Source organism: Leptolyngbya sp. ST-U4, assembly GCF_039962215.1.
Classification (GTDB): Bacteria; Cyanobacteriota; Cyanobacteriia; order Elainellales; family Elainellaceae; genus Leptolyngbya_A.
The window spans coordinates 1,023,323-1,039,924 of sequence record NZ_JAMPKZ010000001.1 but is presented as its reverse complement, the minus strand read 5'-3'; the positions used below and the strand labels follow the sequence as shown (position 1 = coordinate 1,039,924).

General features: G+C 52.9%; 8 protein-coding genes. All 8 read left to right on the top strand.

The window, feature by feature from the left end:
• Positions 1 to 103 precede the first annotated feature (103 nt).
• On the top strand, positions 104 to 1,858 hold the full coding sequence (locus NDA02_RS04505) for a porin (RefSeq protein WP_190789814.1): 1,755 nt from the start codon (positions 104 to 106) through the stop codon (positions 1,856 to 1,858).
• Positions 1,855 to 4,197 carry a tetratricopeptide repeat protein gene (locus NDA02_RS04500; protein ID WP_348254467.1) on the top strand — a complete coding sequence of 781 codons (2,343 nt, stop codon included), beginning with the start codon at positions 1,855 to 1,857 and terminating at the stop codon, positions 4,195 to 4,197. The genes NDA02_RS04505 and NDA02_RS04500 overlap by 4 nt, the downstream gene beginning before the upstream one ends.
• Before the next feature lie 115 nt (positions 4,198 to 4,312).
• Positions 4,313 to 6,751 carry a cellulose biosynthesis cyclic di-GMP-binding regulatory protein BcsB gene (locus tag NDA02_RS04495; protein ID WP_348247848.1) on the top strand — a complete coding sequence of 813 codons (2,439 nt, stop codon included), beginning with the start codon at positions 4,313 to 4,315 and terminating at the stop codon, positions 6,749 to 6,751.
• 3 nt (positions 6,752 to 6,754) lie between these two features.
• Positions 6,755 to 9,412 (top strand): UDP-forming cellulose synthase catalytic subunit, encoded by a 2,658-nt coding sequence (gene bcsA / locus NDA02_RS04490; protein ID WP_242067103.1) that lies wholly within the window; start codon positions 6,755 to 6,757, stop codon positions 9,410 to 9,412.
• Between the two features lie 860 nt (positions 9,413 to 10,272).
• Positions 10,273 to 11,439 carry a response regulator gene (locus tag NDA02_RS04485; RefSeq protein WP_190789817.1) on the top strand — a complete coding sequence of 389 codons (1,167 nt, stop codon included), beginning with the start codon at positions 10,273 to 10,275 and terminating at the stop codon, positions 11,437 to 11,439.
• 40 nt (positions 11,440 to 11,479) lie between these two features.
• A complete protein-coding gene (locus NDA02_RS04480; protein WP_190789818.1) occupies positions 11,480 to 11,857 on the top strand; it encodes a response regulator in 378 nt (125 codons plus the stop codon).
• A 256-nt stretch (positions 11,858 to 12,113) separates the two neighbouring features.
• Positions 12,114 to 12,623, top strand: a complete 510-nt coding sequence (locus tag NDA02_RS04475) for a chemotaxis protein CheW (protein ID WP_190789819.1) — start codon at positions 12,114 to 12,116, stop codon at positions 12,621 to 12,623.
• Positions 12,624 to 12,963: 340 nt separating this feature from the next.
• Positions 12,964 to 16,473, top strand: coding sequence for a methyl-accepting chemotaxis protein (locus tag NDA02_RS04470; protein WP_190789820.1), 3,510 nt, complete (start codon positions 12,964 to 12,966; stop codon positions 16,471 to 16,473).
• Positions 16,474 to 16,602: the final 129 nt, after the last annotated feature.

Here is a 16,602-nt window from a genome sequence, read left to right as displayed (position 1 = left end):
AGCGTGAACTGGCTATCGCACTCTAGCTCCAGGAATAAGGGTCGTTTGCCCTTTTGCTCCTTCATCCTGGGCTGAATTTGCCATGAACGTTTTGTTGAAAATCATGACTTTATCTTCTGATTCCAATCCAACTCACTTCTTAAAAGCGAGGGTTGATGGTTCCCGTCAGGCTGCACATCAAGTCATTCCATTGGCAGGTGGCTGGCATCCAGTGTTTTGGACAGGCATCACTGCCCTGAGTACTCTGGCTCTGCTCGGACTAGAGGCCGTAGTCTCCCAGACTGCGAATGCCCAAGCTGTGAATGCCCAGAATGCAAATGCCCAGAATGCAAATGCCCAGATTATTAATGCTCAGAATGCTTGGAATGTTCAGAACGCGAATGCTCAAACTGCGATCGTCCAATTAAATCTTCCGGCTGCGAATGCTCAACCTGTGAATAATGCCAATGATCAGTTGAGTGAAATTGCAGAAGTGACTGAATCAGACGCTTTAGAATTATTGAACGAAGCTGTAAATCAGTCCATAAATCATAGTAATGATGCTGGAGAGTATTCTGCGATCGATCCGTTAGGAATATACCTTGATGCTAATTTGGTTAGTTATGAAGAAAAAGGTAATGAATTTGGCAATGAAGCGATCGATGAATTCGAAGAATTAAGTTTGAATCGATCGGAGCCAGATCAATCCGATTCAGATCTATCTAGGTTGAACGAAGAGAGAATTACGGCAGAGACAGAAACCGCGAATCAACCGGATACGATCTCGATCGCTCAAGCTAATATCGCTCAATCTAATACGGAAGCTCAGTACAGCGACCCAAACCTTTCCCCTGCGGATGGCGAGTCAATTGCTCAGGGCGGCAGTGCTTTGTTAGGCGCGCCGTTTGTTCAGCTTCAGGGAGCGATCGTGGTTCAGGGCGATGAATTCTCGGCACGGGCAAGAACCACGGCAAGCTATGCTATTACGCCTAATCTGCTGGTAGGGGGAACGGTGGATCTGGTGACGGGGGACACTTTTACCGATTCGCCAGAATCCGGGCTGAATTTGAATGAACTGTATGTTGCGGTGTCGCCCAGCGAAATCCCGACGCTGCGGTTTGCGGTTGGCTTGCTCGATTACACTTCCTATTTCGATCGCAACAGCTTTGCGAAAGATGGCGTCACGCAGTTTTTTAATCCGATTTTTCAAACGAATCCCGCTCTGGCAGCCGCAGGATTGTCGTCGCGTCCAGGGGTGTTGGTGAATTGGACTGTGACCGATCACTTGGAGCTTCGCGCTGCCGGATTTTCTTCGCGTCGCGATCTGGGAGATTTTGCGCTCGATGGCTTTGCAGCTGAGGCAGCGGTGCGGATTCAAAACTTGATTTTGCGCGGCACTTATTTAACGGCGGAAGATGCCGGAGACGATAGCGGCTTTCGCGAAATTTTTCAGTTCGATCGCGGCGACAATGACTTTGGATTGCGATCGGGCGATCGAGAGCAGGCATACGGCATCAACGCCGAGTATTTTGTGCCGTCGATTCGCTTAGGGCTATTTGCCCGATACGGCTGGTATGACAACCTCGATCTGGAGCGCGGCGGCGAAACCTACAGCTTTGGGTTTAATTTGCTTGATTTGTTTTTGCCAGACGATCGCCTCGGTCTGGCTTATGGACGTGATCTTTCCAACGAGGGACTGCGGAAACGGCGGAACGACGACCTGCCTGACGTGGTGGAGCTATTTTACGATGCGCGGCTACTGCCTTATTTACGTGCCGGATTTACTGCACAAGCCAGGAATAGTTTCTCAGAAACAATTCTGGGATTTCGGGTGCGGGCAGACTTCACGCTGAGCGATCTGGGGAGGGCTTTTCAATGAAGCGATCGGTGAAGCATCAATTCAGCAATAAATTCAGCAATATTCGTCTGATCTGGCTGCTGGGCATTCTGCCTGCTTTGATTTTCCCGTTCACCGTTACGCTGCCTGCTCTGGCACAATCGGCTGATCCGGTGACTCGTCAGGGCTATGTGCTGCTCGATCGCGGCTGGGTGAACGATGCTATTACCGCCTTTCGGCAGGCACTTCAGCGCAATCCTCGATCGCTGGAAGCTCGCTTGGGCTTAGCCATTGCCTACCAACGTGCCGGACAAGACAGCAACGCCTGGAACGCCTATCAGCAGGTGATTCAGCAAGACCCCAATAATGGGCAGGCACTAGCAGCGATCGGCTTGCTGGGGAGCTATCGTTCAGAGTGGAACCAGGCTGGCATTAATGCCCTGACGACGCTGCTCAACCTGAATCCAAACGATCGTTCCCGCCGGGCGCAACGTGCCTTGCTGTATGGCTATCAGGGACAGTTTGAAGCGGCGATCGGCGACTATGAAATTTTGCTGGCAGAATCCGTGCAGCCGGAAACCGTTTTGCAAGCAGCGCAAATTTATACCTACAGCGGCAATTACACCACCGGGCGCAGCTTGTTCGATCGCTATCTGGCAAGTGGGGCAACCGTTCCAAATCAAGCGATCGCTGCCTACGCCCAAACGCTTCAGGCAACCGGAGAAGTGCCTCAGGCGCTCCAAGTTCTTGAAGCTCGGCTCAGGTCAATTCGATCACTGGATCAAGCGGCAATGGAAATGCGATCGGCTCTGGCAGTGTCTTATGCGATGAATCAGCAGATGGAGCAGGCATTTGGCGTACTGGAACCGCTGCGCGACCAAAAAGCTGCCCGATTACCCCTTGCCAGAGCTTTGAGTGCGATCGGACGAACGGTGGCAGATGCAGAACCCTACGAGGCAGCCGTTGCCCTGTATCGGCGGGCACTCAGCGAAACGACGAATCCTGCACCTGGACTGTTGCTGGAAGTCGCCGATGTGATGAGCGAGTCGCAGCTTGCCTTAGCGGAGGGAATCGCTCTGTACGATCGCCTGATTGCCCAGCAGCCCCAGCGAGTGAGCTTGCAGGTGAAGCGAGAAATTGCTGCCTATGATTTGCGCCAGATTTCGCGTACTCAGCTTGAACAAAAGCTGCAAACGATTCTCACAACGCTTCCCACTTCGACGGTCGAACGTCACGCCATTGCAATCGGGCTAAATCGACTCACTCCTCCCGCTCCGGTGCTGCTGCCCATTTATCAATCGCTGCGGGATGTGGCGGGGAACGTACCGTTTCTCTATTTCCGCTTGGCGCAGATTGCGCTAGAGCAAGGGAATTTCGACGGAACGCGATCGGCGGTGGCAGACTATCGGGCAACGCCAAAAGGCGAGGCAGATTTGGGTGTGGAACTGCTGCTGGCAGAACTGGAGCGACAGGAAGGCAACCTGGACGGCAGCGCGAACCGCTATGGCAAGCTGATTGCTACTACCGAAGCACAACCGCTCCAGCTCAAAATCTATGAAGATGCGATGCGTGGTTTAGCAGGGGTGCGGCTAATGCAGGGGCGATCGGAAGACGCGCTGAAAATTTACGATCAGCTCCTTGCCCGAAATCCCGATGACCTGACTAGCCAACTTGGACGCGCCAGCATTGCCTATTCGCTGAAGCAAATTTCCAAAGCCGATGCCGAAGCGGTTTTAAATCAATGGTCTGCCGCGCAATCGACCCAGGTTCCGCCAGAGCTATTCATGCTGGTGAGTACGCTGCCTGCAGAAGCCGATCGCGAACCGCTATACGACGAGCTGCTAACGATCGATCCGAATAATCAGGGCATTAATCGCCGCTGGGTACAGCTCTGGGCAAACCGGGATGCCGATCGCGCCACTGCCAGAGTCAATGAACTACTTGCCGCGAATCCCAACGATATTAACCTTTACTTTTTGCAGGGCGAACTGGCACAGCAGCTTGGCAACTTGAACCAGGCAGGACGGGCATACGAAACGATTGTGACCCAACAGCCTAACAACCCCGACGCGCTGCTGGCTCTGGGGGGTGTGCGGTTTGAACAGCGACAGCTTGGCGAAGCCCAAACTTTATTCGATCGCGTCCTTGCCCTCAGACCCAATGATCCAGAGGTTCGTCGCCTACTGGTGGAATTGAGTTTGGCGCAAGATCGGCCCGTTTCTGCCCTGAATCAGCTTCGCGAAATGAATCAGTCCGATGAAGCAACCGGTTCACCGATCGAGGATTACCCCCAACGGGGAAGTGCTTCTCAACGCCTGGATCAGCTTCAAGTTGATTTGCTGCGGCGACGCGGATTTCAGCCGAGCTGGGAGCGATATTAGCGGCTGATGCCCCTCTGATTTGGTTTTGCGTGTTTTGTGTGTTTCCTATGTGTTTCTTGTGTTTTCTGTGCGTGTTTCTTGTCCGTCTTTCCTTTACTGATTTCCTTCTCCCATCATGAGAGATTTCCGTCACCGTCTACCCCACCAGGGAAACTGCATCGAGTCTTGTGCATCCTCTGCATCTTCGGCTCATCATCGATCGCATTCATTCATCCATCTTCCAAAACATTTCCTGAAGCGTTTCTGGCGACGATCGCTCCTTTATGTCGGTCTGTTTAGCTGTAGTTTGACGCTGAGTGTTCTCAGTTTGACTGCGACGGCAACCGAAACAAAATCCCCTGCACCGTCTGGCAACGCGCCTGCTAGCCAACCTGTAAAATCTTCCGCCTTTGCGCTGCCCAAGAATGCTCCTGATCCGATCGTCGCCCCTGCGGATTTGAGCGAATACGTGCTGGAGTTTAGCCGGAGTCCGATCGTGGGCAATCGGCTGCGGTTAGAAAGCATTTACAGCGAGGCAAGGCTGCGTTTTACCCGTCCGCGTGATTGGGAAACGAAAAGCGTGAAGCTGCAATTGCGCTATCGTCATTCGCCCGCCCTGTATGCGACGCGATCGAATCTCACGGTATTGGTCAACGGAACCAGTGTGGGCAGTGTGCCGCTGAATCAGCCGGAAAACAAGATTACCACCAGTCTGTTTAACGTGCCCGTGAGCCTGCTGCAAGACTATAACGAGGTGACGATCGCCGCGCTGCAAAACAATTCGCCCACCTGTACCCAAGACCCCTACGATCCGTCGCTGTGGACAGAGATCTTGCCTGACTCCAAGCTGGTCTTTGCCGTCGATCCGCAGTCGGTTCCGCTCAATTTCAGCCGTTATCCCTATCCGTTCCTGGATGTTCTGAGTCTGGATGCGCCGCAAATTGCCTTTTTGTTGCCCAGAACGATCGACGAAAGCTGGCTCACTCCCACGGCTCGGCTTCAGACCGCGATCGGACAATATGCCCGCTATCGAGAAGTAGATAGCCGCACGATCGAGGCGATCGATCAGATTAAGAAAAACGAGCGGCTGATCATGATTGGCACACCGGAAAGCCAGCCCGCGATCGCCGATCTGGATTTGCCGCTGGCGATTCAGCAAAATCAGCTTCGGGATGGTCAGGGCAAGGTGCTCCCGCCGGATGTGGGGGTGCTGATGCTGACGACAACCGATAGCGATCGCGTGCCCGTGCTGGTGGCAACTGGAAACGGGGATGTGGGTGTGGCGAAGGCTGTGCAGGCATTGGTGCAGCGTCCCGATCGCGCCATTGCGACAGGCAGCGTCATGCTGATTGAGGAAACTCAGTCGATCACGGCTCCACCGTTGCGGGAATGGCAGGGCTATTTGCCGACTCAAGAGCAGTTCAAGCTGAGCGATCTTCGCACCTATAACGATCAGCCCTATGGTGATGTGACGGTGCGCGGCTCCCATGCCCCGGCGTTAGAGTTTGACTTCCGCGCCCTGCCGGACGAGCAGATTCTCACAGGCAGCAGCATGACGCTGGTGTATAGCTATGGTCCGCAGGTGAATCCGCTGACGTCACAGGTGGAAGTTCAGCTCGACGGAGTGCCCTTGGGCGGCGATCGACTCACTTCGGTAGACGGGGCAAATCGCCAAATCCTGAAAATTGATCTGCCCGAAGGCTCGGTGAAACCCACCTCGAAAATGCAGGTCAACTTCCGGCTCGATCCGCGTGAGCGGCGATCGTGCAGTCGGGTAACGGATCAGCAGCTCTGGGGCACAATTCACAGCGATACGTCGTTTGATTTGCGGCGGGAAAATGTGACGCGCCTGCCTGATCTGAAGCTAATGCAATCAGGATATCCGTTTGCGGCTCCGCAGGATATGTCAAAGCTGGCGATCGTCCTGCCCGAACAGCCGAACCAAAAAGATCTGGATCTGCTGCTGGAAACCAGCGAACGTCTGGGACGGCTCACCCGTGCCGATGCAATTCAGTTTCAGGTGTACCGTAAAACCCAGTTGCCCAAGGAGATCCAGCGCGATCGTCACTTGATTGGCATCGGAACCCAGGCACGGTTTCCCTTACCGGAGGTGTTCCAGTCTCAGGGCTTTGCGCTGCAAGGACAGTTGACGCGCCAGTGGGCAGGCAATCAAACGCAGACCGCCCCCGATGCCGAAGGATTGATTCGATCGATTTTGTCGCCCTGGAACTCAGAGCGCGTCGTGGTGGCTCTCACCGGACAAACAGACACTGGGCTTCAGCAGGTGCAGTCGGTGATGCAGCGCGATTTTCTGTTTAGCCAGATCGAAGGCGACACGGTGCTGATCAGCAGGAATACCGAGAACCCTTCACCCTTTGATCCGTCGGATTATCGACTGGAGTTCTTGCGGCAGTCTCCACAGCGCGAAATCATTACCGAGGGCGGCTGGCAGGAGTGGTTCAAGGTGTTTCAGAGCAACTGGTATGTGCTGGCTCCGGGGTTTGTAGCAGCTACGCTGATTCTGTATGCGGTGACGCAGGTTTATCTCAAGAAAGTAATCGGGCAGGAGCGTTAACGCATGATTCGCTGGATGAAACCCAAACATAAGTTCAGGAATGCGGAGGCTTCTCGTCGCGCTGATCGGCAACTGGAGCAAGTCAATGATCGGTTTACGACGCTGCTGGTCGATCGGCTGCCGGATTCGGTAAACAGCGTGTTGAAATGGCTCGGTCGATCGCAGTTGGTGCTGCTGCTGATTTGTCTGATTCTGTTTTTCATGCCGTTTATTACCATTCGCCCTAATTTCTGGCAGCAGGCTTTGTTAGGAGCTTGTGTGGTCACGGTGGGACGCTGGTTTCTTTATCTGGCAGAACGTCCGCAAAACAAATCAGACGACGCGCTGCACCTGCTGCTGATGCTGCTGAGCATTCTGACCACGCTGCGGTATTTTTATTACCGAGTCAGCTATACGCTCAACTTCGACTCCTGGGTCGATACGGTATTCTCGCTGCTGCTGTTTGCCGCCGAGCTATACGGCATTCTGACGCTGTTTCTTGCCTATTTCCAAACGCTGAAAATTCGCGATCGTAAACCGATCGATCTCTCCCTCTTTCCGCAAGAAGAATGGTTTACCGTTGATATCTACATTCCCACTTACAACGAAGATGTGGAAATCGTGCGGAAAACGGCTTTAGCGGCATTAGGGGTCGATTACCCCGCAGATAAAAAGCGAGTGTACGTTTTGGATGACGGACGGGCAGAAAAGTTTCGGCAGCGACGGGCAGAACTGCAACAAATGTGCGAGGAACTGGGCTGCACAATGCTCACCCGCGACAACAACGATCACGCCAAAGCCGGAAACATCAACACGGCACTGCATAAAACAAAAGGCGATCTGGTCATGATTCTCGACTGCGATCACATCCCGATTCGCGGTTTTTTACAGAAAACAGTCGGCTTCTTTTTTGATCCGCAGGTTGCCCTGGTGCAAACGCCGCACTGGTTTTATAACCCCGATCCGTTTGAGCGCAATCTGTACACGAACGGTCAGGTTCCCGTGGGCAACGAGCTGTTTTATAAAGTGCTGCAAAAAGGTAACGATTTCTGGAATGCAGCTTTCTTTTGTGGCTCGGCAGCCGTGATTCGGCGGGAAGCGATTTTGGAAGTGGGCGGCATTGCCACCGAGACTGTTACTGAAGACTGCCACACTTCACTGCGGCTGCATTCGATCGGCTATAAGAGCGTTTACTACGACAAGATTATGGTCGCAGGGCTGGCTCCTGAAACCTTTTCCTCGTTTGTGGGACAGCAGGTGCGCTGGGCGCGGGGCATGGCGCAAATTTTGCGGCTCGAAAATCCTTTGTTCAACCGCAAGCTCAAACTCAGAATGTCGCAGCGACTCTGCTATTTCAGTGCGACAATGCACTTCTTTTTTGGCTTTCCCAGGGTGATGTATGCGATCGCTCCCACGTTCTTTTTGCTGTTTGGCATCAACTCGGTAAAAGGACTGGGGCTAGAAACGCTGGCGTACGCGCTGCCGCATATTATTTTGTCAATGCAAACGAATCACATTCCCTATAAGCACGTTCGCTTTTCCTTCTGGAATGAGATCTACGAGTTTGCCATGTCGTTTCAGGCAGGTATTGTGACGCTGCTGGCATTAATCAATCCCAAGCTGGGCAGCTTTAACGTTACTAGCAAAGGATTAACCGTCAACGAGCGGAGCTTTGATCTCGATTCGATCCGCTATCTGGTAATGCTGGGCGGAATTACCGGAGCTTCGCTGCTGGCAATCCCCTTCTGGCTGATCCTCAGTCCGCAGGAAACCCAGGCAGTGCTGATCAACTCGCTCTGGTGTCTGTTTAACCTGCTGCTGGTGATGGCTGCCTGCATTGCCGCCTTTGAGCAACCCCAGCTTCGCCGCTCCCACCGGATGCCCCGCCGCCTGATCGCGATTATTCACAGCGACGGACAGCGATGGATTGGCAGAACCACCAACGTCAGCGAAACGGGCGCACAAATCCTGCTTGATGAGTGGCCCAACGTCTCGGACGAGGTGCGCGTCGAACTGATCGGCGACTACGGCGCAAGGGCACTGCTCGATGCCAGAATTGTGCGCGGTATTGCGACCGATGTTCTGCAAACTCTGCTGTCCGTTGATTTTGTCAGCCCCACCCGCGAGCAGCAAGATGATCTCACGATCGTCCTATATGCTGATGTGCGTGAATGGTATTCGCAGCAGCGATCGCAAATTGATAAACCGATTCAATCGCTCAAGTTCATTGCCACCAGTCTTATCCGTGCCTTTCGCGATCTGAAGCCCGAAGTGGGCATGAAAGTGCGAAAACAGGTGCGCGGCTGGGCGCAAATTTTCTGGGAAGGCTGGGAAGATGAAATTTATACGGCAAAAGTGACCGAAATCGGCACACGCGATCTGCGGCTTGAGTTTGTCGATCGCACCCTGCCCAAACTGGAAACCCTTGGCACTGAGCAGCCAATTCTCTCGCTTATGATCAGCCGCGAAGGATACGACCCGCTGCCGCAAACCGTGCTGGCACAGGTGCAAAGTATCGAAGTGCTGCCCAGCCTGCTCCCTGACCCCGAAACAATTCATTCCGAAGGACAGCAAGCCGTCGCTGTTGCCTCGCAGCACATTATTATGGAGCTTTCCTTCCCAGAGTCGCTCGATCGCCAGCAACGGGAGAAGATTCGGCGGATTTTGAGGTTGTTGAGTTAGTGGGATAGGTAAGTGGCAGAACCGAGCTAGCTTTGCTCACGTTCAAAGTTTCCCTTTGCTTTTTTAGAGCGACAAGTCAAAAGTTGGGAGATTCAGGGGGGCAATGGAATACTCCTGCGACCCCTCAACCATCCCTAACCCCCGATCAAATCCAATTGCATTCTGCTGTGAATTTATTTTTGTATCATCGATAACCTCGATCGCGTGTATTGATTCGATCGAGGTCATTGCCTTGCGGATATCTTACAAATGTCTTGCTGAGTTCATTTTTGATTGGTTAGGAGTTCATAAAATGGAGTAAAAACAGGAAACTTTTATCCTGATCAAATGGATTCTAGTTGGATTGTCGAAGTTAATGCGGATCGTTCAAGTGCTTGTATTCAGGCAGATTCTCCCTTGCAATCTTATATCTTCTTTATCTTTTTTCTGGCTATCTTTATCAAGCGTCAATAACTCTTACATCGAAAGCTGATACGCTTAATGGGTATGAAAGAGATTTGCACATCAGGTTCGGCTCTTGCCTCCTAATCGGTTACTGGAGTGCAGGAAACAGGGAAAACACTACCGCCAATTCAGCGCTGCCGAAACCACTGCATCTTACCAAGCTTTATTCAAGTGTCATTTTTAGATCTGGTTTCGCAGATCTTGTTCTATAGATCTGGTTTCGCAGATCTGTATTTGCAATCAGGCATCTGCTAGTCACTCACAGATTACGCAGTTCCTCACCCTCATTTCTCTTAAGCGGTGTGCATTCTCGTCACCCTAGCTGTTTGAAATTGCCTTCCATTCGGTTTGTCTCCAATGTTTGGTTCTTTTCAACAGTTTGTGATTTCTGCCCCCTTTGACGAACGGAGTATTCAATGCAGACCATCCGTATGGGAACCTATCGATCGCCCCAAACGCTCCATCCACTCAGTCTCCTGGCTCAAATGATTAGCCGTCAGGCAAGCGGCTGTTTGCAAGTTGTGAGCAATTCCACCATCTGGTCACTCTACTTAGAGCAGGGCAAACTGGTTTACGCATCCAGCTCTGCCGAACCGTTTATCCGTCTCGATCGCCATTTGCGTCGTCTCAGTCTCAAGGTTCCCAGTTTGGTCAGTGCTATTCGCGTCCAAGTGCGGCTACTGTTTGAGTCTGTGCGCGATCGAGACGAGAAAGTCCTCCCTGACTATCAGGCAATTACCTGGCTGATCGAACAGCAGTTTCTCCTGCCGGAACAAGCCGCAGAGCTGATCGAGGGACTGGCACGAGAAGTGCTTGATTCTTTGCTGGCAGTGCAGACTGGAAGCTATGAACTCATCGAAGCCGATCAATTGCCTGCCCAACTGCCGCAGTTTTGCCAGCTCGATCTGAAAGCGATCGTGGAATCGGTGCAGCAGCAAAAGCCGCGATCGGTTCCTGCTGAAAATCGGTTTAGCGAACCGTCTCGATCGCCTGAGGCAAGACCGTCTGAGGCAAGACAATCTGAGGCAAGACAATCTGAGGCAAGACAATCTGAGGCAAGACCGCTTGAATCCAGGCAGCCCGAACCGCGATCGGAGGCGCTCACCGCTGCACCGCTGGATCGCAACGGGTCATCGCCCTTTGCCCAAAAGATTGCGCCAAACGGATTACCCGCTCCAAACTACGGGGCAGCACAGCCTCGCCCAAACTCTGCCAAAACGACTTATACGATTGCCTGCATTGACGATAGCCCCACGGTGCTTCAGGCAATTAATGCGTTTCTGGACGACAAGATGTTCTCTGTTGTGTTGATTAGTGATCCGGTGCGGGCACTGATGCAGATCATCCGCAGTAAACCGGATTTGATTTTGCTAGACGTAACCATGCCTAGCTTAGACGGCTATGAGTTATGTTCTCTGTTGCGAAAGCATCCGACCTTTCGAGCCACGCCCATCATTATGGTCACGGGTAATACCGGATTTATCGATCGCGCCAAAGCTCGTCTAGTTGGTGCTTCAGGCTATCTCACGAAACCCTTTACTCAGTCTGACCTGATGAAGATGGTGTTTAAGCATCTGACCTGAAGCCAGAACTGCCATCCAACAAATTCATATCTGAGAACGCATGAATAACACGATCATGGGAACGATTCTAATCGTTGAAGATACTCATTCAGAAATGGAGTTAATGAGCCATTACCTGCGAGAAGGCGGCTATTCCGTCATTGGTGCAGGAACCGCAAAAGAAGCTCTGGATAAAGCGATCGAACAAAAGCCCGATGTCATTGTCACCGATGTGGTGATGCCGGGAATGAGCGGCTTTGAACTCTGCCGGACCTTGCGAAAGCATCCTGTCACCGAACGAGTTCCGATCGTGATTTGCAGCTCAAAAGACCAGGAAATCGATCGGCTATGGGGCATGAAACAAGGCGCAGATGCCTACATCACCAAACCCTTTACCCGTGAACAGTTCATTCGTGCAATTAAATCGGTTTCTGGCTAAGCGGCTATTTGAGTAATCTTCCGAACCGCCTCCCTAACGAGTCAATTCTGGATGAACCAAGCCTTGCAAGCTTTCATTTGTCACCAGGCATTTGTCACCTGCCACCAGAACGTTTAGCGGCTCAAGGTTCCCCCTCGCTCTTTTAGAGCGGCAAGTCAAAAGTTGGGGAATTTAGGGGGCGATGTAGTTCCTTTGAGACTTCTCAAACAATCTCTCCGCAGTTTCTCTTCTCCTTCCTTTTCAGCTCTTTTCACTCATGGAAATTGCAAAGCTTGCGCTGACCGAAAGTCGATCGCAAAAACAAACGGGCGATGCCTATCTCAAATTCTGGCTCACCCCGGAAATTCCAGCCGTCATTTCAATGCAGTCGATCCAGGAAGCTTTGGTGCTGCCTGCGCGTCGGCTTACTCCAATGCCTAATATGCACCCGGTAATGCTGGGCTTACTCAATCGACGCAGCCGAATTAGCTGGACGATCGATCTGGCGCAGCTTCTCGGCGTTTCCCTGCTGGATGTTTCGACTCAGCAATACACGATCGTCCTGTTGCAGGTCGGCAATATTCCCTTAGGTGTGGCAGTTCACCGGGTCGAAGGATCAGTTCGCCTGCAATCCGATCAAATTCAATCTCCCCTTGGGCAAATTGCCGCATCGCTTGTTCCCTACCTGCGCGGCTGTGCCCTTCAGCAGCTTTCAGATCGACAGGAAGTGCTGCTAGTGCTAGAGGCAGAGGCGATCGTGCAGGCGTCTGTGCTGCGGGTGGCGTAGAGGGATGAGTGGGTGAGGGGATGAGGAGATGGGGGAGATGGGGAGCTAGGGATGTGAAGGGGTGAAAGGCATTAGGAGCCATTTATAGGTGTTATTTTCTGTCAGTGTTGTTGCCTGTTTGTTAAAAGTCTGTTCACTGATTTATAAATTCGCTCCTGTTTCCTAATTTATTTCCCGTTTATTCTCCGTTTATTTCCCAATCTCCAAATCGATCGCGCCTAATTCACTGTTTTCCCCTTTACTGTCTCCCCTCGTCTGCCCATCCCCCGATCGCCCACCTCTTGATCTCCCCATTCTCTCTATTCTGTTCTCCCCATTCCATTCCTGAGGTATCGCGCTCATGACCATCCAGCCCCGTCCCCTTTCCAACGGACAGTTTCCGCCTGACAAAGATGATCTGGAACCGATCGGGTCAGAGCCATCGGAAATTGAGTCTGTTCCTGCTGTTTCTGCTGAAACCAACCGAAAACTACCATCGTTGAATTCGGGGCGATCGCAGGTCAGTCTTCCGCTTGAGATGAACCGGGTTCAGGCGGATCATTGGTTTCGCAATTTACCCGTGCGGCGCAAGCAGAGGTTTGCACTGCTGACATCCGAGCTAATTGCAGTGCTTGGGCTGGTGGGAGTGGGAGCGCTGCTGCTGATTGCAGGCGGACGAGCTCAGCTCGCAAACCAGGCAAAATCGGAGGCGACGGTCGAGCGGCTGTCCTACGAAGTCAAAACCAATCAAATGGGATTTGGGTTTCGGGGGCAGTCAGACAACCCGCTGATTATTAATGCAGCGAGGGACAGGGTAAACGGACGATCGCTCTCTGGGGAACAGGAAGAAGAACTCAAGCGCACTCTGAGCAATGAGATTGCAGCCCGCAACATTGAGTACGCGACGCTGGTTGGCATCGATGGACGGATCATTGCCAGCGCAAATGCCGATCGTCAGGGCGAAAAATTTGACCCGCAGGGATTGGTGAGTCAGGTTCTCGCTTCACCGCGTCAGGTCAGCGCAAATGCGTTGGTCAGTGCCGAAGAATTAAAGAAAGAGAATCCGCCGCTTCCGGCTGAGCTGAAAGAACAGGACAGGCTGATTCGCTATGTGGTGACGCCTGTGCGTGACCCGGAGCGAGACACGACTATTGGTGCACTGGTTGCCGGAGATGTGGTAAAACAGCCGATCGTCGAAGAGTCGATTGCTGCCTTTGAGAATGGCTATAGTGCCGTTTATGCGCGGCAGCCTAACGGAGAATTTAAGCTGGCAACCAGCCTTGATCTGGGCAATTCAACCGATCTCGAAGCAGCGCAGGCAAATGTTCCGCTTTCAGATCCCCAAATTTTGCAGCGAGCTGCAGATGCCCTGCAACCCAAACAGACTGTCGGTGAGGCGGTGACCGATCGCATCCGGGTCAACGGACAAACCTACACCGTTGCGGCAAAAGCGTTACCCAATCCTAAGGGTGAACCGATCGCGATTCTGGTGCGCGGCACGTCTGAGTCAGCGTTGAACCGATTGCTGTGGCAAATTCTGCTGCTTCAGCTTGGGGTGGCAGTCGTGGCAATTGCAGCAGATGTGGCACTGGGAACGCTGCTTGGACGCTCGATTGCTCGACCGATCGAGTCACTGCGAGAAGTCACCCGGCGATTTGCGGCAGGCGATCGATCGGCACGGGCCCGGGTGGAATCGAACGATGAAGTCGGTCAACTAATGCAGACGTTTAATACGCTGGCAGATAGCGTGACCGCATCAGAATCGCTGCTCAAACAGCAATACACCGATCAGCAAAACACGACCGAGCGAATCCAGTTGCTCAGCCGCATCACCACCCAGATTCGTCAGTCGCTTAATGTTGATTACATTTTGTCTGCGCCGCTCGACGCGATTCGAGAGCTGCTCAAAGCCGATCGGATTGTGATGTATCGGTTTAACGAAGACATGACCAGCGGCAAAATCGTCTCAGAATCCGTAGGCGATCGCTGGATCAAATCGCTGGGACAGGAAATCTATGACCCTCTAACCCCCGGAACGGTGCAGCGATACAAAACAGGCAAGATTTCGCAAATGGACAATGTCGACGAGACAAAGCTCTCGCGCTGCCACTGCGAAATTTTAGAGCGGTTGGAAGTCAAGGCAAATCTCGTTGCGCCCGTTCTGGCAGGGGAAACTCTGGTTGGCTTGCTGTGTGTGCATCAGTGTTCGGGTCCGCGTCTGTGGCAGCCAGGAGACATTGATCTGATGCAGCAAATCACGACGCAAATTGGCTATGCCCTGACTCAGGCAATGCTGCTGCGACAACAGGAAACAACGGCTCAGCAAGAGCAGCTTGTGAATACGATCGTTTCTCGAATGCGGCAGTTTATTCACCGTCAAGACATTTTCGATGTCGTCGTCCGGGAAATGCGGGAAGCCCTGGAAGCCGATCGCGTGGGCGTGTATTTGTTTGATGCAAACTGGGCAGGAACCTTTGTGGCAGAGTCCGTTGTGCGAGAATTTCCGCCTGCATTAGGGGCGCGGATTGCGGACCCCTGCTTTGCCGATCGCTACGTGGAAAAATATCGACTCGGTCGGGTTCAGGCAACCAATAATATCTATGAAGCTGGGCTTACCCCTTGCCATATCGGGCAGCTTGAGCAGTTTAAGGTCAAGGCAAATCTGGTCGCGCCCATTTTGATCAAAAACGAATTGATCGGATTGCTGATTGCCCATCATTGCAGCGAACCGCGCTGCTGGAAGGAAAGCGAAATCACGCTGATGAAGAAGAGCAGCAAAGAGCTGGGATTTGCGCTCGAGCAGGCAGACCTGTTCCAGCAAAAAGAAGAGGCCCGTCAGGCAGCCGAAGTGCTTTCCGAGGAGCAGCGGCGGCAGAAAGAAGCTCTGCAAATGCAGCTCATCGAACTGCTGAGCGAAGTCGAAGGAGCCGCCAGAGGCAATCTGACCGTGCGGGCAAACGTCACAGCGGGAGAAATTGGCACGGTTGCAGACTTCTTTAACTCGATCGTGGAAAACCTGCGGCAGATTGTCACTAAAGTCAAACAGTCCGTTGAGCAGGTTAACAGTTCGCTGGGTGAAAACGAAGGCGCGGTTCGCCGTCTGGCAGAAGAAGCCCTGAAGCAGGCAGACGAAACAACGCAAATCATCCAATCGGTTGAGCAAATGACCGTCTCGATTCGTCAGGTGGCAACCAGTGCCCGCCAAGCCGCCGAAGTTGCCCGCACCGCCTCCAGCACCGCAGAAACCAGCGGCAGCGCAATGGATCTGACTGTGCAAAACATTCTCAGCCTGCGGGAGACGATCGGCGAAACCGCTAAGAAAGTAAAGCGACTGGGCGAATCCTCTCAGCAAATCTCCAAAGTGGTGTCGCTGATTAACCAGATCGCACTGCAAACCAACCTGCTCGCCATCAACGCCGGAATCGAAGCAGCCCGCGCAGGCGAAGAAGGACAGGGCTTTGCCGTGGTTGCCGAAGAAGTCGGAGAACTGGCAGCCCGCTCTGCCAACGCCACCCAGGAGATTGAAAAAATCGTCGCGACCATTCAGCGCGAAACTAGCCAGGTGGTGGAAGCCATGGAGCAAAGCACCGCCCAGGTGGTCGAGGGAACCCATCTGGTCGAAAACGCCAAGCAGAGCCTCGGTCAAATTCTGGCAGTTTCCCGCGAAATCGACAATCTAGTGCAGTCGATCTCAGAAGCCACCGTTTCGCAGGTAGAAACCTCTTCTGCCGTGTCTCGCTTGATTGAACAGGTGGCACAAGTCTCCAAGCAGACCTCAAAATCCTCAATTCAAGTCTCCGACGCGATCCGCGAAACCGTGACGATCGCCCAGGAATTGCAGGCGTCTGTGGGTGCATTTGAAGTCGAGTAACCCTGTTGTTGGCGAATCTGTGGGGTAGGCACTGCTTACCCTACAACCCCCAAATTATTGACCAGAGGAGGTTTGAGAAACGATCGCCCCCAAAGTGCCCCCTAAAGTGTCCCTAAACCGTTCCCTAAA